The organism is Caballeronia sp. M23-90 (assembly GCF_053574605.1).
This window is the reverse complement of sequence record NZ_JBSIPA010000090.1, coordinates 1-18284: the sequence shown is the minus strand read 5'-3', so window position 1 is coordinate 18284 and position 18284 is coordinate 1. Positions and strand designations below refer to the sequence as shown.

The following is an 18284-nucleotide window of genomic DNA, read 5'->3' as shown; positions in this document are numbered from 1 at the left end:
CGGCCCGGTCGTGTCCGCCATCCTGGCGTATTCGCAATATCGTCCGGTGTCGGGGAAGGACTTTCTGAACGCGCTCGTACTCGGGGTTGAAACGGAGTTGCGCATAGGCAACGCCGTATATCCGAACCACTACGATGTCGGCTGGCATATCACCGGCACATGCGGCGTATTCGGTTCGGCAGCGGCGACGGGAAAACTGATGGGCTTGAGCGTCCAGCAGATGGTCTGGGCCCTGGGGCTCGCCGCATCGCAGCCGGTCGGGTTGCGTGAATCCTTCGGCTCGATGAACAAGAGCTTCAACCCCGGACGCGCCGCCGCCAACGGGATCTTCGCGGCGCTCCTCGCGCAGAAGGACTACACCAGTTCGGACGGCATGATCGAAGCCAAACGGGGCTGGGCGAACACCATCAGCACCAAGCAGGATTACCGCGAAATAACCGAAGGCCTCGGCTCGCACTACGAGTCGACGCTGAACACGTACAAGCCGTTTGCGTGCGGCATCGTGATCCACCCGGCTATCGATGCCGCGATCCAGCTTCGCAATCAGTACCATCTGACGGCCGATCAAATCGACCGCATTGATCTTCGCGTACATCCGCTCGTCATCGAACTGACGGGCAAGAAGACGCCGCAGATCGGGCTCGAAGGCAAGTTCAGCATCTATCACGCGGTGGCGATCGCCGTGATCGATGGTGCTGCCGGCGAGAAGCAGTTCAGCGACGCGAAGGTGCGCGACCCCATGACGATCGCGTTGCGCGACAAGGTGAACGCGATCATCGATCCGTCGATCAAGCCCGAACAGGTCGACATGACAATCACGCTGAAGGACGGCCGGAAGCTGCATAAATTCATCCAGCACGCGATTGGCAGTACGGAAGTGCCCATGACGGATCAGCAACTCGAGAAGAAATTCTCGGATCTCGCCGAAGGCATTCTTTCGCCGGACCGGACGCGCAAACTGATGGACACGTGCTGGCACGTGGAACAACTGGATAGCGCGGGCGAGATTGCGCTCGCCGCGCTACCACAGTAGCGGATGGGCTCGCGGTGTAATTCGCATTTGGAGCGTATGAGTCGGTCGAGGGGAGTGGTTGCCTATGCAGACCATCGCCAATTGCCCTGGCCGATCTCGACGCTGAGCCCTCTCGCTGCAGACCAAAGTGAGCGTGCGAATTGAAATGAGGGTGCTTGTGAATGATGTAGAACGCGCAGACCGTTAGTTGCTTTTTTCACTCAACGTTTTTGTTCCCGAACCTCTGCTCGCCGAGCAATCGAAGGCCTGCGAGATCAATCCACCATCCTGCCGTTCGGCCCTGCGATCCTCGCGCGCCGAGTTACGGCGAGTCGCCTGACGCCCCATTGGACAAGCATTGCCCCTGCTGCCGCCTGTGCGAACGCAACGACCGGGCGCTGGTTGAGCAACGAATACGAAAGCAGCAAACAAAATGCGGCGAACGAAAACCTGCCAAGGACCATGCCCCGAAGCAGCGATATGACAAAGGCCGGCCCATGAGCACGGTGAGACGAAACCGACAGGACAATCCCGAGCAGCGGAAAGACTGCCAGCAACCCGCTCCATGTAGCGCCGACCCATCCAGACAACGACGTGACCAGGACCGTCAGCACCGCGCCGGCCACCATTCTTCCTATGAGATCAGACCGGGAAAGCGGTGCGCCGGCCGCGACCGCTTCGCTGCGTGGCAAGAAGGACTGGCCGAAGCACACCGCAGCGAACGCAGCCGTAGCCGCCCACAAGGGTGAAGTTGGCAACATCGACAAGCCGTACGCCGATACGAACCACGCGATCAGTCCGGCAACCAGGGCGACTGGCCACGAGCGCGAGCGGCAGGTCCATGCGTAGGCAAAATTGAATGCTTCCGATGCGAGGATCGCAGATAGTGAAAGCGTCGCGGCATGCGCCCCGAACGCCGGGCCATGCTCGAGCACAAGAAGGTAGAGAATCGGGCCCGCTACTATAGGCAATCCGGCCAGCCAGCCGGCGATTGCCGGCCCCCACCATTTGCCTGACATCGAAACGACAAGCAGGAACAGCGGGACAAGCGTCAGTTTGAGCGTAAGCATGCCAGGATCGAACGGACTTAAAGTGGGATCTTACCCTTGTCCAAAGATCGCCCTTCCCGGTGTCTGGCTTCTTCGGTTCGTACCGGGTTCACATCGGAGAAAAAATGAGCAAGAGTGAAATCCCGTTTCTCAACGAATGAACGAGAGACGTTACGACAAAACCCCGGCGTCGCCGGGTTTGCTCGACCACGAACACAAAACCCAGCACGACACCGATTGGAAAGGTGGTAAGCACGTATTTCCAGTTGTAGTTATGCAATCCGGCAAACAAGGCCGCAGACAGCAAAACAGCCAGCCAAGGGCCGGCGCCCAACCGGTTTCGAAGCAGCGTAATGCAGCCCCACTGGTTAAACGCCGTTTCGATCAGCGGGGCGAACACGCAGACAAAAAAAATCAGATAAACAATGCCATGCGATTTCAGATCCGGCCCTCCCAACTCTTTTTGCGGATAGAACAGGTCGCCAAGATAGCCGATCGGCCAGGGCAAAACCTCCGTCGCCAGCAACGCGAGAGGAATCAATACCCAGGTTGGTGTGGAAAGACCAAATCGGAATAAGGTCCCGTTCAAAGGCCGCTGAGTCCCTAAGTCTCTCATTTTTTATTTTCTCTTTTGCCCACGGCTTTTATCTCAAGCGCTCGAACAGTTCCGGATAATCGATGACCAATCCGTCGCTGTCCACTTCCAGCTCTGCTGTAAATCCGCTGTCAGCGCTTTCATATCGGAACCGGCTGCCTGGCTCGATACATGTGTAGATCTGGTCTGCGCGAACGACTTGCAAATCAGGTATGGAAACCCATGCAACTGCGATGCGCTGCTGCATGCCTCGATGCCACGTCAACCGGCGGATTGGCAGCGTATTCGTGAACGGCGTCGCAACGATATCGACATCGACACATCCCTCGATGTCCGGAATCTCGTCGAGTTGTTCGTCCGTCCAGTGGCCCTCCCCATCTCCGTGAATGACCAGCGTCGCTCCGCCGATGACTTGAATCGACAGGAACCGTGTGCGCCAGCTTTTGTCACATCGCAGCGAGTACTGGATTGCATAGGAACCATCGCTGTTCTGCCCGGTGAGCACGCTCTCCACCGAATACCCGTCCGGCTGGCTCTGAAGCACGAGATGTTCGATACCCGATCCGGACTGCATCTTCCATCGCACCTGAGGCATGGATTTCTCCCTGGAATCTACGGCGTAACCATAACCCGCCGCCGTCACCGAAAACAGCAATATTCTTCAACCGCCGCAATCGCGCGTGGCCGATGCCCCCGCGTCTCAATCCGCCCGTCACACAGCAAGCATCCCGCTGCAGGCGTAGGCTGTTGGACAAAACAAGGCAAAGCCATTGCTGATTCCCGCACGACGTACTTCCAACCGGAGCTTAAAATAATGCCGACCTACATTGTGTCAACCGCGGCCGATCGGTTCAACGACGAACTCAAGCACCGAATCGCCGATGGCATCACCCAAGCGCACAGCCGCGCCACTGGCGCGCAAGGTTTCTTCGCGCAAGTGATCTTCAACGAAATCCCGGCGGGTAACCACTTCATTGGAGGAAGCCCTTTGAAGGCGGAACAGGCCTTTGTCCATGGTCATATTCGTGCGGGACGAACGCCCGAGCAGAAGCGGCAACTGCTTGAATCGATTGTCGAGGTGATCATCAGCGCCACCGCGCTGGAACGCAGGTACGTGTGGGCTTATATCTCGGAACTGCCTCCTTCGCAGATGGTTGAATACGGGCGCGTGCTGCCCGAACCCGGCGCGGAGGAAGACTGGCTCAAGTCGATGGATGAAGCCGAACGCGATTACCTGCTCGGAATGGGCGCCGGCTCGTAACAGCCGCAGAATTTGAACGGCAAGCGCCCAGTGAATACGAGCGCGGTTGCCGATGTCGACGCGCGGGGCGCACGCGAATAACCGCGCTCAAAGCTTGACCGATACTTCCACGTCTTCGTGCAAGGCTTGCGAGAAGTATCGGCCGCCGGATCGCACGATCTCGAGGTACTCGGGACTCCAGTCAGCGTTATCGGCTACGAGCACCGAGCCCGCGTGCAATCGTGGTTCGAGCAACGCAAGAACTCCCGGGTATAACGCCTTGGCGCCATCGAGCAGAACCAGATCGATACTCTCCGGCAATCCATCCGCAAGCGTCTCCAGCGCGTCGCCTTCGCGTACCTCAACGAGATCGCTGAGACCGGCCGACTCGATATTTCTTCGCGCCGCAGCAACCTTCGACGGCTCGAACTCGGCGCTGATCAGCGCGCCGCCGCCGTTGTCCCTCAGCGCCGCCGCGAGATGCAAAGTCGATACCCCAAATGACGTGCCGAACTCGACGACGGAACGCGCCTTCGTCATGCGTGCATACATGTAAAGCAACGCTCCGGTCTTGCGCGAGACCGCGAGATGAAACTCCTTCGCCCGCGTATAAAACGCCCGGTAATCGGTGGATCGCGCGCTTGCCATCAACGTCGCGCGGTCCTCCGGTGAAAGTCCTGCCATCTGCTGCATGAGATGGGCCTGTGATGCGTCGGCATCGGCAAATAGTTGTTCCAGCACGGTCGAGACCGGCGCCTGAATCAGTGTGTTCATGGATGAGCCTCTCAATGGAAATTGACGCTGCTGCGCACACGTCTAGAATACGAACAATTCGTCGCATTTACTAATCGCGTTTCGGAAGGCACATCCATGAAGAGCCGGCAAAGCCCCGTCGTATCTGCCCGCAAGCGTCCGCAGCAGGAACGTTCAACGCGCCTCGTTGCGGACATTCTCGAGGCTGCAGTTCGCGTTTTGGTGCGTGAAGGCGCACCGCGTTTCACGGCGGCTCGGGTGGCGGAAGCGGCCGGCGTCAGCGTCGGTTCGCTCTATCAATACTTCCCGAACAAGGAAGCGATGCTGTTTCGATTGCAGACTGAAGAGTGGGCCAGGACCCGGGCACTCGTCGGAGGCATCCTCAACGATACAACCCATCCTCCGCTCGATCGCCTGCGAGCCGCAGTACGCACATTCTTCGATACCGAATACGAGGAAGCCGCGTTTCGCACGGCGCTGGAAGATGCGGCGCCGCTTTATCGCGACTCACCCGAGGCGCAGGCGCAAAGAGACGCGGCGATGAATATCGCGATTGCGTTCATGGACGAGGCGCTTCCCGATCTGGGAACGGACCGCCGCTCGCTGGCCGCCGAGGTCTTGATTACGACCATGTCGAAAGTCGGGGAAGCAGTCTCCATCAAAGCGCAATCACAAGCCGAGGTGAACCGGTGGTCAGCCGAGATAGCCGACATGCTGTGCGCGTACATCGGACAACTGGCTTTGCAACCGTCGCGTTGAAGACGCGCTCCGGGAGCCGGGTAAAATCCTTTCGCACCTACGGGTCTCCCCTGATCTGAATGTATGTCGAAACTCGCGTCGCCGGATCGTCGTAGGGGTATGTCCAACTCTCAATGAAAGGCGATTACTTCATGACAACCGGAACCGTCAACCTGCATCGCGTCTTGCGCGCAACACCCGAACGTGTATACAGAGCGTTCCTCGAAGCCGATGCGCTCGCGAAATGGCTGCCTCCCTACGGCTTCACATGTCAGGTTCACCACATGGACGCTCGCGTGGGCGGCACGTTCAAGATGTCCTTCCGCAACTTCGGCTCCGGCACCAGCCATTCGTTCGGCGGCGAGTACGTCGAACTCGTGCCGTTCGAGAAGATCCGCTATTGGGACAAATTCGATGACTCGTACCTGCCCGGCCGGATGGACATCACTATTTCGTTGCGGCAGGTGTCGTGCGGAACGGAAATCACTGTTGTGCAGGCAGGCATCCCCGAGGTGATCCCCGTGGAGATGTGCTACCTCGGCTGGCAGGAGTCGCTTCTGCAACTGGCGAAGCTGGCCGAGCCCGAGATTCCGGGCTGACCGACGGGATTGGAGGGACTCTTTCGGGGATGTCAGGCGTGCTACCCGAAAGAACCTGACTTACTTCTGCGCCCACATGGTCTTGCCGAAGAACGTCAGCGTTCGATCCCACGCCATTTGCGCCCAGACCGGATCGTATTGCGTCCTCGAAATACGGCCCGGCCCGACCGCTGTTTCGTTGGCGAACGCGTGATGCGCGAGGTATCGATGAAACTCGAAATCAACGTTCGCATCGGACAGTTGCTTTTCGAGTTGAGCCACCGTTTCCGCCGGGAAAAATTCGTCCTGCTCGGCCCAGTGTCCGAGCACCGGCGCCTTGATCTTCGATGCATCGACATATTCCAGCGGCGGGAAACCATACCAGACCACGCCTGCCGATACCTCCGGAATATTGCTCAACGCCAGCAGCGTCAGCGCGCCGCCCATGCAGTAACCCGTAACAGCGACGCGCTCGGACTGCGTCCTCAGGTATTGCACCGCGCCACGAATGTCCTGGCCGGCGGCATCGCCAAAATCGAGTTCGGTCAGCAGATGGTTCGCCTCCGCCTCTTCGACGGTGGTCTTGCCGCGAAACAGATTAGGCACCAGCGCGATATACCCGGCCTGCGCGTACCGGTCGGCGACACCGCGAATCTGGTCGTTCAAGCCCCACCATTCCTGGATCACGACAATCGCGGGCGCGCCTTCGAGCTTTTGCGGCTTTGCCAGATAACCCTGTATCTCCTGCCCATCGGGGCGCTTAAAGCTGATCATTGATCCTGGTGTCTGTTTCATGACGGGGTCCTCGGTTAAACAGTTCAACGGGTGAACGGAACCGGTAGCATAGCGCTGACAATCGATTACTGCGTGTCTCCCTATTGGCAACATTCTCGAGCCTTTTCCCATGACAACTGACGCCTTCACCCCGACCGGCCGCCTGCGTGCATCAATCAATCTGGGCAATCCGATCCTCGCCAACGCGGATCCATCGACAGGAAAACCGTTCGGGGTATCGGTGGATCTCGCCCGCGAATTCGGCAAGCGGCTGGGCTTGGAGGTCGAACTGATCGTCTTCGATACCGCCGGCAAATCCGTCGAAGCCGTCGCCGATGAACGCGCCGACTTCGGCTTCTTCGCAATCGATCCGGTGCGTGGCGCTAGCATCGCGTTCACGGCGCCCTATGTGTTGATCGAAGGGTTTTATCTCGTGCGAGACGCTTCGCCGATTCGCGCGAATGCCGATGTCGATGAAGCAGCAAACCGCGTGGCGGTTGGCAAAGGCAGCGCGTACGACCTGTTCCTCACGCGCGAACTGAAGGCTGCGCAGATTGTGCGCGCGCTGTCGTCGCCGGCGGTGGTGCAGACGTTCATGGATCAGCAACTCGAGGTTGCGGCCGGCGTCAAGCAGCAACTCGAAGCCGATGCCGCGAAGACTTCCGGCCTGCGTTTGCTCGATGAACGCTTCATGGTGATACAGCAGGCAATGGGCACGCCAAAAAGCCGTGGCGAGGACGCCGCGAATTTCCTGGCGGCGTTCGTGGAAGAGATGAAGACGTCGGGGTTTGTCGCCGATGCATTGAAGCGGCACGGTATTGCCGGTGCATCGGTGGCGCCGGGGACTGCATAGGCGCCACTGCTTCTCACGCCCCGAGCAACCCCTGCACTCTGTTCACGATCGCCTCGATGCTGAACGGCTTGGTGATCATCTGCATGCCTTCGCCGAGAAAACCGCCCGGCGCGACCGCCATTTCCGCGTAGCCCGTCATGAAAAGAATCCGCAAGTGAGGACGCAACAGCTTCGCGGCATCGGCCATCTGACGGCCATTGATGCGTGGCAAACCAACGTCCGATACCAGCAGATCGATGCGCACCGGAGACCTCAGGATCTCCAGCCCCGACGGGCCATCGGCAGCCTGCAGCACGGTATAACCCGCGTCCGAAAACACCTCGACGAGCAACCTCCGAACGTCGCTCTCGTCCTCCACGACCAGGATGGTCTCGCCGGAGCTTTCATGAAGCTGCGCGAGCGTGACCGGCGCGTGATCCGGGCTGTCCTTGCGATCGGTTTCCGGGAGGTACAGACGGATCGTCGTGCCTTGCCCGAGCTGGCTCGAAATGGACGCAAAGCCGCCGGATTGCCCGGCAAAGCCATACACCATCGACAAACCCAGCCCCGTACCCTGCCCAAGCGGCTTCGTCGTGAAAAACGGCTCGAAGGCTTGCCGGACGACATCGGGCGGCATGCCCTCGCCCGAATCGGTCACGGCGATACAAATGAAACGGCCCGGCTTCAGCTCGCGCTGCGCGGCGTGGTGTTCGTCGATGCTTTCGTGCGACGTGGAAATGGTCAGCGTGCCGCCGTTGGGCATGGCGTCGCGCGCGTTGATCGAGAGATTCAGCAGCGCGCTTTCAAGCTGGTTGGCATCGCAAACGGTCTTGCACGGCGTACCGTCCAGCTTGAGCACGATGTCCACCATCTCGCCGGTCGTACGCCGCAACAAGTCTGCAAGCGATGCCACCAGTTCGTTGGCATCGACCGGTATGGGATCGAGCGGCTGGCGCCGTGAAAACGCAAGCAGGCGATGCGTCAATGCCGCGGCTTTTTGCGCCGATGACATCGCCATCGAACAATAACGCTCGAGCCCGTCGGTGCGCCGCATGGACACGAGCCGCTGGATGAGTTCCAGCGGGCCCAGGATGCCCTGCAGCATGTTATTGAAGTCATGCGCGAGGCCCCCAGTCAACTGGCCGACCGCTTCCATTTTCTGGCTCTGGCGAAGCTGCTGTTCAAGCAGGCGCTGTTGCGTCATATCGATACCAATGCCCGTTCGCCGCACCGGCACGCCTTCCAGATCGAAGTACGTGTGGCCGCGGGAGAGCACCGAGCGCACCGACCCATCGGGATGGTTGATCCGGTATTCGAGTTCCAGATCGCCCGAGCGCAGCAAGCCGCCCGACATGGTGGCGCCGAGCGCCTTGAGATCGTCCGGATGCACGTTGGCCAGGAACAGCTCGCGCCTGATGCCTTTCGCTGCCTGGATTGCATCGATTCCATAGACTTCGGAGATGGCCTCGTCGCAGAAAAACTGATCGCTCGCCACTTCGTACGTCCACGCGCCGACCCCGCTCACCGCCGATAACGCCAGGCGCGCAAAGTCCATGGAATCGCGCAGCGCGATCTCGCGCTCTCGTTCCTCGGTGAAGTCGCGGCCTGTGCCGATCATGCGTTCGTTGTTCGGCTCGGGCGCGAGCTTCCACGCGATCCATCGCGGCGTTCCATCCGATGCAATCAGCCGGTTTTGAAAGTGCACCGGGCGACCGCTCGCGCGCATCTCCATCACCGCGTCCATGGTCGCGCCAACGTCATCGGGATGCATGAACCCGGAGTACGGGCGCGACCTCAGCTCTTCTTCCGTGTACCCGAGCAGGCGGCTCCAGGCATTGCTCGCACGATGAATGCGGCCCTCGTAGTCCGCGCTGACCAGCAGGTCGTCCGTCAATTCCCACAGCCGGTCGCGCTCGGCCGTGCGTTCGAGCATCCGCTGCTCGAGTGTTTCGGTCAGCCTCACCTGCGCCGTGGTTTCAATGCCGACGTTGTACAGCCCGACGATCGCGCCGGATTCATCGCGGATTGGCGTGGCGCTGAAGTCCCAGTAGGTCGTTTCCAGTACTCCGTTGCGCACGAACCGGAGCTGGACCTTGCTGTTTTCGAATCCCGTGCCGTCCTTCATTGCCTGGTGGAAATCCGGCGCGACGACATCCCACGCGGCATCCCATACCTCGGCGACTGGCTTTCCCAACGCCGCCGGATGACGGTCGGCAAGCGACGCCGAATAAGCATCGTTGTAGAACATGCACAACTGCGGTCCCCACAGCACCGTGCTCAGAAGCGGCGAGTTGATGCACATGCCAACGGTTAGCCGCAGGGCTTGCGGCCACGTTTGCGGCGTGCCATGTGGCGTATCTTCCCACCGGTACGACCGCATCAACTCCCCGACTTCACCCCCTCCCTGCAGGAAATCGGGGCTATCGAGGCTCAAAACCTTGGTCAAGATTCAACTCCATTTGCTCACGTTCCGGCCGGAACACACGGATTACGTTACTGACAGATACTCACCGACTCGGCACTCAGGATCGGCCTCAGACCGATACTATGCAATATCAGCAGGATTCACCGCGCGTGGGCATTCCTGATGCGGCATCCATAACTTATCGCAATATCCAGACATCTACTTATGCTTAGATTTGAGAACCTCGGCAAACGCTATGCTGACCGCGTCATTTTCGAAGGGCTGAGCTATCGCGCCGGCCCGGGATGCATCGCACTGAACGATGATAGCGGCAGCGGCAAAACCACCCTGCTCGGCATGCTCGCCGGGACGATTCCCGCAGATTGCGGCGATGTGTGGATCGACGGACATTTGCATCGAGATGCTCCGGCCGAAGCAAAATCCGCGCTGGCCTTCATTCCCGATGACTGCCTGCCTGGTTCATTGCAAACCGGACGCGCCTACCTGGAGCAGGTGGCGCTGGAGCGGAAGGCGTCAGTCGGGCGTGACGTGCTCGACCTGGCGGAGCGGTTCGGGCTGACGCCGCATCTGGAGAAACGCTTCGAGCAAATGTCGTTCGGCACGCGCAAGAAGGTCTTCTTGACCGCGGCGGTTATCGGCGATGCAAGGGTTGTGATCGCGGATGAACCCGTCGCCGGGCTGGACGCCAACGCTCGCGGCGTTCTGGTTGAGCTCTTCGGGATACTGGCGGAACGCCGTGTGGTGTTTTTTTCGAGTTATGACCCGGCTTTCACGCAAGCATGCAAGGCGCAAACGATTACCTTTGCCGACCTAAACGCTTAGTTCGATACTCTTTCCTTTCTGAAGCATGAGGCTGGGAAAATTCGATGCATTCGTTCGATGCCTTCGTTCGATGCATTCGATGAGGAACTCATGAAAGTAGGCTCCAATTAACGTTGGAATGAGAAATATCTCGAAAATCGTCGCTCGTGCATCAATACTGAAATCTGCGTGCCATCGCTACCCCATGCGCTTCGGCGCTTTGCTCACCACATGAAGCACACGAGGCCCGATTGCCGGCCCTTGGGCTCGTGCTTTGTGTAACGACAGGAAATCAACGGGTTTGAAGGTTAGATTTCCTTGCGTTTTCCCGGTCGATCGATGCACAAACTGATCGTGGCCTTAGCGGTCCGGCGTCGCCGCAAGCGGCTTCGAGATCGTCGCAACGCCCGGACCGGCAGGATCCGGATTGCCGAAGCGCGGAAGGCTGCCATCGGTGCGGGCACGGTACAGCTCCGCCCGGACCTCCTCGCGGCTCTTCGGCCCCGGTGACGATTCCACCATCGGCGCGGGCGCGGGTCGTGCAACGGGTTGCGCGGTAGGCTGAACAACTGGCGGGGGCACAATCACAGGTGCCGGCGCATGTGCGGCTTCGGGCACTGACTCGACCATGGACTGTGGTTTCTCGGCCGCCTCGGTGATTGGAGCTGCGGTCTCGACAGGTGTGATCCTGGATGTGTTCACCTCTTCATGAGTGTTGCTCGCTTTGCGCGTGTGAATCGCTGCACGCTCGCGTTTGTCCGGGGTCCGCGTAGCCGTGCGGCTGGTTCTTTTGACCGGGAGCGAATCCGCTCGCTGCGGCGTTGCCGCACCCTTGACAGCTGTCGACGGCGACGCGCTCTGCGTCATGCGTGCATCGAGTTCGTGCTGAAGCGCGAGCGCCTGCCGGTTGTTGATATCGAGCGCACGCGCAGCGCGAAGCAGCACTTCAGCCGATTGAAGATCGTTGCGCTGAAGGCTGTCGCGAACCGCCTGAAGAATGCGCGCCGGCGACGGATCGGGGCGCACTTCCTTCGAAACTGCTCCGGACGCCGGCGCTCCGTCAGGCATGCCGCCCGCGGACCCGGAGTCGTCGTAGCCGTCGCTTATGGAGTGATCGTGATGAAGCGCGTTCTGGACGAATTGTGGCAGGTATGAAGTAACCGCAAGCGCGACGACAAAAACACCTGCGAAGACCAGCCTCTTTGGATGAGTGACCATGATGTATGCCCTGTATAGCGCGAACATCCGCGTCCGCCGGATCGCAGCAATGTACGGTCCCAGGAAAGGCTGACAGAGGCGATGTTGATCCGGCCTGCCGTGCGCCGGTGCCCTGCCACGAGCAACCTAATCCATTGACTACGCGCTCGGATGGCGCGTGGATGCGCCAACATCCAGTCACTTTCAGACAACCATGGTATGACCATTGGCGATGCAACCGACTCGCACGAGAACCTCTTGCGGCCAACCGCGCAGGCGTTGCTTTATACGATTTGCACATTACGTTCGGCATGGATGTGCTTTGTGGAACAACTGCTCCTTGATACAGTCGCGTCGAGCGTTTTAGCGGGTATCGCAAGACATATCGAGAAAAGATCGACAAACAAAAAACATCCAATAACCAAGCTTTCAAGCGGGCGCTGCCATAAAACTTTTGCAGTGAGTACTCCGGCGTCGTCATCCCGAAGGGTAATCCGCCGCTTCTGGCCGCCATCGACAAAGCACTCGCCAATATCAGAGCGGACGGCGCCTACACGCAGATATCGCAGAAGTATTTGGCAAGAAAGAATGTATCGAAGTAATCTCGCGGTCAGCCCGCGGCTAGCCCCTTCACCCGTTCGTTCCCAGAGATTCGCGATATGCCGGCGTGGCTGCACTTGATGGCGAGCCGCTGTGGCCGCTCCTGTACGATAAGGATGTCGGCGCTTAAGGAAACTGCATGACATACGACGCGCAAGGGCTCGTGATCTCTACAACCACCGGTGATGAAGCGGGCGATGCATACCGTTTCGCCATCGATGGATACCTGTACTACAAGGCCGACCTCGGTGCGCGTCTTGCCAAGCTGCTCGCGCAAGACCCCGGGTTCGTGATGGCCCACGTGCTGACGGGCTACTTCGCGATGATGCCGCTCAACGCTTCACATCTCGGGACCGCCCGGCAGGCGCTTGCACAAGCACAACGGTACGCCGTTCAAGCGACCCATCGCGAGCGCTCGCACGTTGCGGCACTGGCGCACTGGATCGACGGTGACCTCGATCGCGCGCTCTCGGTCTGGGAAGAGATTCTGGCCGCTCACCCGCGCGACCTGCTCGCCTTGCGCGTTCACCACAACACCGCGTTCTGGTATGGGCTTCCGAAACGCATGCTGCATGAAATCACCAAGGTCATGCCGTACTGGAGCGATCAGCTTCCGGGCTACACAACCGTGCTGGCTTGCAATGCGTTTGCCCACGAGGAATGCGGTCAATACAATGCCGCCGAAAAAGCCGGCTGGTCGGCAATCGAGTCGGACCCGGGCAATCTTTGGGCAACACACGCGCTGACTCACGTCATGGAGATGCAGGGACGGCGTGACGAAGGCATTGCGTTCCTGAACCAGCTCGAACCGCACTGGGTAACCGCGAACAACTTCAAGCATCACCTGTGGTGGCATCGTGCGATGTTTCATCTTGAACGGCGCGAGTTCGATCAGGTCCTGGATCTCTACGACCAGCGTTTTCGCGACCTCTCATCACCGTTGCTGCAGGCCGTTCCAGACTTGTATAACGATGTGCTGAACGCAACCTCGATGCTGTTCCGGCTGCAGCTCCACGGCATAAACGCAGGCAACCAATGGGATGAACTCGCGGATCTGGCCGAGGCCCGCATTGGCGACACGCTCGCGGCCCTTACGCTTCCGCACTGGATGATGGCGCTGGCCGGTGCAGAGCGATGGGAGGCGGCCGAGCGTTTGCTCCAGGGGATTCGCGACGCGGATTCAGTGCAGCGTGGCGAACGCCGGCAGATTCTCAGGAAAGCAGCCTTGCCGGTGAGTGAGGCCGTGTTGCTTCACGGGCGGCAGGAATACGCAGCAAGTGTCGACGCGATGCTTCCTGCGCTCAGCCAAATGCAGCGGCTTGGCGGCAGTCATGCCCAGCGCGATGTCTTCGAGCAACTGTTCATCGATGCTGCCATGAAGTCCGGACAAGACGATGTTCTGCGGCTTCATCTGAATCGTGCGCTCGCGACGCATCCGGTCGGGCCGGCGGACCGGATTGGTTACGCTGCAGCGGCACGGCACGTCGGGATGACGCAGTCCAAGGTGTGAGGCGGCCGCAACCCGTCTTCCACATTTCGCGTCGAACAAAAAAACCCTTTGCGCGGGATTGCTCGACGCCATGAGACGTAAGGAGTTAGTAATCGTCTGGACGCAGGAAAACAAGCAAGTGGCAGCACTAAACAGGCTCATCCAGCAGCACATATAGGCTGCAGGATCGGCAAAAAATGCGCTGCAACAAAAACCCGGTTTTCCAAATGCGCCAAGAGTTCCAGACTTTCGGCCACGCCAGTCTACGGGGCTGGTCGATCGCCTATGCTTCATTGCAGCATAAAGCCGGTTTGAAGGCGCGCGCGTAAAAACTCACCGCAGCATTTACCAGATTTCCGGACGACACATCTTTCGGTTGTCGTCTCCGCTTGTGCCCGACTACCCGTAATTTGATTTTAAGTAGTAAGCGAGGAGATATGCCGATGAGCACCCCCGACGAGCTGGCGCATGCAACACATTTTCCGGCAGAGGCCCCCACGGAGAAAAAGCGCGGCGCCATCCGTAATCGCCTGGTTCGAGGGGTAAAGCGCTTTCTTCCCGATTATGTGTTCGTCATGATCTCGCATCGCAAGAGAGTCGGGCGCTTTCCCAACCTGCGAAATCCCACGACCTTCAATGAAATCGTTCTTGATCGTTGCCTTCATCCCAAACCGGTGTGGACCACGCTGACCGACAAGCTTGCCGTTCGTGACTACGTGGCAAGCAAGGTGGGCGAAAAGCATTTGATTCCCCTCATTGCAGTGCCCGATGTTTTCACGCGGGAAGTATTCGACTCGCTTCCCGCTTCGTTCGTCATGAAAGCGAATCACGGATGCGGATTCGTGAAGGTGGTCCGGGACAAGTCCACGGTGTCGTTCGAGCAACTTAGCCGTCTCGCGGATGAATGGCTGGCGACCGATTTTTATCAAGCGTCACGCGAGCGGCATTATCGGCCGATCAAGCCCCGGCTCTACTTCGAGAAGTTGTTGCTCGACAAGAGCGGCATGGTCCCCGCCGATTTGAAAATGAATATCTTCGGCCGCAAGCAAGGCGAGCCGTTCATCTATACGGGCGTGGTCTCCGACCGCTTCGGCAGTCCAAGACACGACTTCTACGACGCGCGCTGGAACCGGCTCGACTTCGAGCTGGGTGGATACCCGCGCAGCGCGGTCCCCGCTCCGCCGTTGCCGAACTGGGACGAGATCGTCAGGATCGCCTCGGTCTTGTCAGAAGGGCTCGGTTATGTGCGCGTGGACCTTTATGCGCCGGACAACGAAATATTCTTCGGCGAACTGACGTTCACGCCGGGCGCTGGCGTCTCGCGTTTTACGCCCGACGATCTCGACTATGACTGGGGCCGGTTGATCAGGGAAATGCCGGCATCGTAAGTGACGAATGAAACACGAGCCCTTGAGACAGGCATAAACACCGTGGCGATCGCAAAAATAACTCCTGATAAATCGCGCGTCTATCTGGTGATCCGAATTCAGCATCGATGAGGTTGGACCATGGCAACAGGCCTGTCAGATTCAGAACGTCTGTCTCTTGAAGAAGCCTCAACCGACGAAGGCTTCTCCAGGATTCTCGGCTGGATCGAACATTTTCTTTGCGCCCCTAACACCGAGCTCGGAAGGCTCGGGGACGTATGTCCGTTTGCAAAGACTGCGATGCTGAAAAGGTCGGTCGAGTTCTACAGAAATCGTTCCAGCAGCGTTCCGGGTCTCCTGGCGGACCTGGAATTGCACATGGAGGAATTCCTGCAAGCCGGCTCGACGCAGGACGTCTACCGTTGCCGGATCATCGTGCCGTCCGGAGTCGACGACATCGTAAGCGCAGTAGAATATGTGCAGAAGCAACTGAAGCCGGCGTTTGTTGAACGGCACCTGATGATTGGTCAGTTCTTTCAGGAATGCGCGGAACCTGGGCTTTGGAACAAGGAATTTCGCCCGCTGCAAGCGCCCGTTCCATTGATTGCCATCCGCAACATGGTGCCAACGGATATTGCGTTCCTGTACGACGATGAAGACTACGTGCGCGCATACCTGGAAAAATTCGGAAGGCGCGGAAGCATCGCCCTTCGCCAATTCGAGACTGCAATGGAGGCGCATAAATGAAGTCGTCGAAAGTTGATGTTTTTGCGGACCATGTCTACAGAAACAATATCTTTATCGAGAAGCTCGACCTGGGTTTCTCGCAGTTTTTCCTGAAGTCTCCGACTGGCGATACCCTCTGTATCGAGACCGGAATGCGAGGCGACTTCCCGCTGATGAAGTCGAACTTGCTGTCTGCCGGCATAGATGTCGCAACGGTCAACAGCGTCATTGTTCCTCACTTCGAAGCCGATGAAATGGGCGCCCTGCCCGACTTCATCTCACTCAACAAGAATCTGGTTGCATACGCTCATCCGATCTGCTCGCATGCGCTTGCGGACATTTTCTCCGTCAAGACAAAACCTTTGAAGGACGAAGTCCCGATCACCATCAGCGGTGAAGTGCTCGTTCCGATTTTCGCGAAGCACGTTCACCAGTGGGACGCGCTGGTCATCTACGTTCCTCGGCTCAAGGCGCTTTTCTCATCCGACGTCTTCATGCGGTACGGACCCGTGGAAGAACGCCCGGGCGACCCCGTGCAGGAGATCGTGGCGTCGATAGAAAACTCCGGATACCTTCCGTCCATCGAATACTTGCATGCTGCGTTGAAGAAGATCAAGAAATACGACATTGAGTGGATCTTCCCCATGCACGGCCCCGCCATTCACAATAACGTCGCGGCAACCATCGACGGTCTCATTGAGTACTGCCTCAAGGACCGGCATAAGGAAACGGTTGAAGGGTAAAGCGCAGCCGTTTCACTGCGAGAGTTCTTCCAGGCTGCGGTTGAGCGTCCGCGGACCAAACACGCCGACCGCCGTGATCATCACGAGCATCGCCGCGCCGATAAACAACGCCACGCCCATCGTGCCGCCCTCGCGCAGGAAAAAGCCGATCAGCAAACCTGCGAGCGCGGCGCTGACGCGGCTCCATGAATAGACGAAGCCGATCGCCCGGGCACGTATGCGAGTGGGATATTGCTCCGCCTGGAAACCATGGAAGACAAACGAGATCCAGTTGTTGAAGAGCGTCACCAGCACGCCGAACACGATGATCCAGAGCGGATCGGTCTGCTTCGCAAAGAACATCATGAAGATGCCGATCCCCACGCCCGCGCTGACGATCTGCCACTTGCGCTCCATCTTGTCCGCGATCCAGATGCCGAGCAACGGACCCACCGGATTGGCAAGCGCAATGATGAATGCGTACTGAAGGCTCGCGGTGACGTGAATGCCCTTCGATATCAGCAACGTGGGCACCCACGCGCCAAAGCCGTAGAACGCAATGGTCTGCGTCAGGTTGAAAACAGACAGGACGAGCGTGCGTTTGCCATAGGGCGGCTTGAACAGTTCGGAGAATTTTCCGTCGCCAACGACGGGCTCCGAGCGCTGTGCGGGCGGCAGCTTCGCCATGCCCGCTTCGCGCGCAATCTTCGTCTCCAGGTCACGCATGATGCGTTCGGCCTCGCCCTCATGTCCATGCAGCGACAGCCAGCGCGGGCTTTCGGGCAGCCCGAGCCGCAGCCACCAAGCGGCAATGGCGCCGACCGAAGCGATCGCCGCAACCCAGCGCCATCCATCGATACCAAACGGACTGATCGGCACCAGCAGCCAGCCGAGCAGCGCCACCACCGGCACGATCAGGAACTCGATGAACTGGTAGAACGCAAAGGCCTTGCCGCGTCCCTGCGGCGGCACGAGCTCGGTCAGGAACGTATCAATCGTCACCTGTTCCAGCCCGACGCCGATCGCCGCGACAAAGCGGCAGATATCGACGCCCGCGGCATGCGTCTGGCACGCCATCACGGCGGTCGCGAGCGAATACCAGATGAGCGAGAAGGTGAACATCGAGCGGCGTCCAAGCCGGTCTGCAATCGACCCGAAGACCATGCAGCCAAGCCACATGCCGGCAAACGTGCAGAAGACAAAGAAACCGATACCGTTGATGCCGAAGAAGCCGACCGAGCCGCTGCTGAACATGCCGCTCCTGACGAGCCCCGGCGCAATGTAGGCTGTCATGAAGAGGTCGTACAGCTCGAAGACGCCGCCGAGCGAGATCAGGAACACCAGCCGCCAGAGGGTGCGCGTGAACGGCAGCCGGTCGAGCCGCGA

18 protein-coding genes and 1 pseudogene are annotated in these 18284 nt (G+C 59.2%); 11 read left to right on the top strand and 8 right to left on the bottom strand.

What is annotated here, in order from left to right; translation table 11 throughout:
- Positions 1-1033 (top strand): MmgE/PrpD family protein (locus ACRXB1_RS11955; protein WP_449492138.1); only part of this gene is annotated, 1033 nt, incomplete at its 5' end.
- Between the two features lie 254 nt (positions 1034-1287).
- Here ACRXB1_RS11955 and ACRXB1_RS11950 read toward each other — a convergent pair.
- From ACRXB1_RS11950 to ACRXB1_RS11940, 3 genes are all read right to left on the bottom strand, one after another.
- Entirely contained in the window at positions 1288-2082 is a 795-nt protein-coding gene (locus ACRXB1_RS11950; protein ID WP_449492137.1) for a hypothetical protein, read from the bottom strand.
- A gap of 88 nt (positions 2083-2170) precedes the next feature.
- On the bottom strand, positions 2171-2677 hold the full coding sequence (locus tag ACRXB1_RS11945; RefSeq protein ID WP_082778922.1) for a CPBP family glutamic-type intramembrane protease: 507 nt from the start codon (positions 2675-2677) through the stop codon (positions 2171-2173).
- A gap of 28 nt (positions 2678-2705) precedes the next feature.
- Entirely contained in the window at positions 2706-3251 is a 546-nt protein-coding gene (locus tag ACRXB1_RS11940; protein ID WP_449492136.1) for a putative glycolipid-binding domain-containing protein, read from the bottom strand.
- A gap of 219 nt (positions 3252-3470) precedes the next feature.
- On the opposite strand from ACRXB1_RS11940, the gene ACRXB1_RS11935 reads away from it, so the two are divergent.
- Positions 3471-3917 carry a tautomerase family protein gene (locus tag ACRXB1_RS11935; protein ID WP_449492135.1) on the top strand — a complete coding sequence of 149 codons (447 nt, stop codon included), beginning with the start codon at positions 3471-3473 and terminating at the stop codon, positions 3915-3917.
- Between the two features lie 87 nt (positions 3918-4004).
- Here ACRXB1_RS11935 and ACRXB1_RS11930 read toward each other — a convergent pair whose 3' ends face one another.
- On the bottom strand, positions 4005-4670 hold the full coding sequence (locus ACRXB1_RS11930; RefSeq protein ID WP_449492134.1) for an O-methyltransferase: 666 nt from the start codon (positions 4668-4670) through the stop codon (positions 4005-4007).
- Between the two features lie 96 nt (positions 4671-4766).
- Between ACRXB1_RS11930 and ACRXB1_RS11925 the strand changes: the two genes are divergently transcribed.
- Both ACRXB1_RS11925 and ACRXB1_RS11920 read left to right on the top strand, forming a co-directional pair.
- Positions 4767-5408, top strand: coding sequence for a TetR family transcriptional regulator (locus ACRXB1_RS11925; protein WP_449492133.1), 642 nt, complete (start codon positions 4767-4769; stop codon positions 5406-5408).
- Between the two features lie 131 nt (positions 5409-5539).
- A complete protein-coding gene (locus ACRXB1_RS11920) occupies positions 5540-5986 on the top strand; it encodes an SRPBCC family protein (RefSeq protein ID WP_375507845.1) in 447 nt (148 codons plus the stop codon).
- 60 nt (positions 5987-6046) lie between these two features.
- On the opposite strand, the gene ACRXB1_RS11915 is transcribed toward ACRXB1_RS11920, so the two are convergent.
- Entirely contained in the window at positions 6047-6760 is a 714-nt protein-coding gene (locus tag ACRXB1_RS11915) for a dienelactone hydrolase family protein (protein ID WP_449492132.1), read from the bottom strand.
- A gap of 109 nt (positions 6761-6869) precedes the next feature.
- Here ACRXB1_RS11915 and ACRXB1_RS11910 point away from each other — a divergent pair, with 109 nt between their 5' ends.
- A complete protein-coding gene (locus ACRXB1_RS11910; protein WP_449492131.1) occupies positions 6870-7592 on the top strand; it encodes an ABC transporter substrate-binding protein in 723 nt (240 codons plus the stop codon).
- A gap of 13 nt (positions 7593-7605) precedes the next feature.
- Here ACRXB1_RS11910 and ACRXB1_RS11905 read toward each other — a convergent pair whose 3' ends face one another.
- The gene (locus ACRXB1_RS11905; protein ID WP_449492130.1) at positions 7606-10017 is read right to left on the bottom strand and encodes a PAS domain-containing protein; all 2412 of its coding nucleotides are present in this window, start codon (positions 10015-10017) and stop codon (positions 7606-7608) included.
- A gap of 183 nt (positions 10018-10200) precedes the next feature.
- Here ACRXB1_RS11905 and ACRXB1_RS11900 point away from each other — a divergent pair, with 183 nt between their 5' ends.
- Positions 10201-10818, top strand: coding sequence for an ABC transporter ATP-binding protein (locus ACRXB1_RS11900; RefSeq protein ID WP_449492129.1), 618 nt, complete (start codon positions 10201-10203; stop codon positions 10816-10818).
- Positions 10819-11157: 339 nt separating this feature from the next.
- Here ACRXB1_RS11900 and ACRXB1_RS11895 read toward each other — a convergent pair whose 3' ends face one another.
- Entirely contained in the window at positions 11158-12015 is an 858-nt protein-coding gene (locus ACRXB1_RS11895; protein ID WP_449492128.1) for a hypothetical protein, read from the bottom strand.
- Positions 12016-12455: 440 nt separating this feature from the next.
- Here ACRXB1_RS11895 and ACRXB1_RS11890 point away from each other — a divergent pair.
- The 5 genes and pseudogenes from ACRXB1_RS11890 to ACRXB1_RS11870 form a co-directional block, all read left to right on the top strand.
- Positions 12456-12596 (top strand): annotated as a pseudogene (locus ACRXB1_RS11890) (transporter substrate-binding domain-containing protein); the annotation flags it as partial.
- 137 nt (positions 12597-12733) lie between these two features.
- Positions 12734-14104, top strand: a complete 1371-nt coding sequence (locus ACRXB1_RS11885; RefSeq protein ID WP_449492127.1) for a tetratricopeptide repeat protein — start codon at positions 12734-12736, stop codon at positions 14102-14104.
- Between the two features lie 422 nt (positions 14105-14526).
- Positions 14527-15471, top strand: a complete 945-nt coding sequence (locus tag ACRXB1_RS11880; RefSeq protein WP_449492126.1) for an ATP-grasp fold amidoligase family protein — start codon at positions 14527-14529, stop codon at positions 15469-15471.
- A 120-nt stretch (positions 15472-15591) separates the two neighbouring features.
- Positions 15592-16197 carry a DUF6875 domain-containing protein gene (locus ACRXB1_RS11875; RefSeq protein ID WP_449492125.1) on the top strand — a complete coding sequence of 202 codons (606 nt, stop codon included), beginning with the start codon at positions 15592-15594 and terminating at the stop codon, positions 16195-16197.
- Positions 16194-16919, top strand: a complete 726-nt coding sequence (locus tag ACRXB1_RS11870) for an MBL fold metallo-hydrolase (protein WP_449492124.1) — start codon at positions 16194-16196, stop codon at positions 16917-16919. Before ACRXB1_RS11875 ends, ACRXB1_RS11870 begins: the two co-directional genes overlap by 4 nt.
- A 12-nt stretch (positions 16920-16931) precedes the next feature.
- Here ACRXB1_RS11870 and ACRXB1_RS11865 read toward each other — a convergent pair.
- Positions 16932-18284 (bottom strand): MFS transporter (locus tag ACRXB1_RS11865; protein WP_449492123.1); only part of this gene is annotated, 1353 nt, incomplete at its 5' end.

Bases quoted from the DNA above. Each gene is read 5' to 3' on its own strand.
- ACRXB1_RS11950 (WP_449492137.1), bottom strand. From the start codon at position 2,082: ATGCTTACGCTCAAACTGACGCTTGTCCCGCTGTTCCTGCTTGTCGTT.
- ACRXB1_RS11945 (WP_082778922.1), bottom strand. From the start codon at position 2,677: ATGAGAGACTTAGGGACTCAGCGGCCTTTGAACGGGACCTTATTCCGA.
- ACRXB1_RS11940 (WP_449492136.1), bottom strand. From the start codon at position 3,251: ATGCCTCAGGTGCGATGGAAGATGCAGTCCGGATCGGGTATCGAACAT.
- ACRXB1_RS11935 (WP_449492135.1), top strand. From the start codon at position 3,471: ATGCCGACCTACATTGTGTCAACCGCGGCCGATCGGTTCAACGACGAA.
- ACRXB1_RS11930 (WP_449492134.1), bottom strand. From the start codon at position 4,670: ATGAACACACTGATTCAGGCGCCGGTCTCGACCGTGCTGGAACAACTA.
- ACRXB1_RS11925 (WP_449492133.1), top strand. From the start codon at position 4,767: ATGAAGAGCCGGCAAAGCCCCGTCGTATCTGCCCGCAAGCGTCCGCAG.
- ACRXB1_RS11920 (WP_375507845.1), top strand. From the start codon at position 5,540: ATGACAACCGGAACCGTCAACCTGCATCGCGTCTTGCGCGCAACACCC.
- ACRXB1_RS11915 (WP_449492132.1), bottom strand. From the start codon at position 6,760: ATGAAACAGACACCAGGATCAATGATCAGCTTTAAGCGCCCCGATGGG.
- ACRXB1_RS11910 (WP_449492131.1), top strand. From the start codon at position 6,870: ATGACAACTGACGCCTTCACCCCGACCGGCCGCCTGCGTGCATCAATC.
- ACRXB1_RS11900 (WP_449492129.1), top strand. From the start codon at position 10,201: ATGCTTAGATTTGAGAACCTCGGCAAACGCTATGCTGACCGCGTCATT.
- ACRXB1_RS11895 (WP_449492128.1), bottom strand. From the start codon at position 12,015: ATGGTCACTCATCCAAAGAGGCTGGTCTTCGCAGGTGTTTTTGTCGTC.
- ACRXB1_RS11885 (WP_449492127.1), top strand. From the start codon at position 12,734: ATGACATACGACGCGCAAGGGCTCGTGATCTCTACAACCACCGGTGAT.
- ACRXB1_RS11880 (WP_449492126.1), top strand. From the start codon at position 14,527: ATGAGCACCCCCGACGAGCTGGCGCATGCAACACATTTTCCGGCAGAG.
- ACRXB1_RS11875 (WP_449492125.1), top strand. From the start codon at position 15,592: ATGGCAACAGGCCTGTCAGATTCAGAACGTCTGTCTCTTGAAGAAGCC.
- ACRXB1_RS11870 (WP_449492124.1), top strand. From the start codon at position 16,194: ATGAAGTCGTCGAAAGTTGATGTTTTTGCGGACCATGTCTACAGAAAC.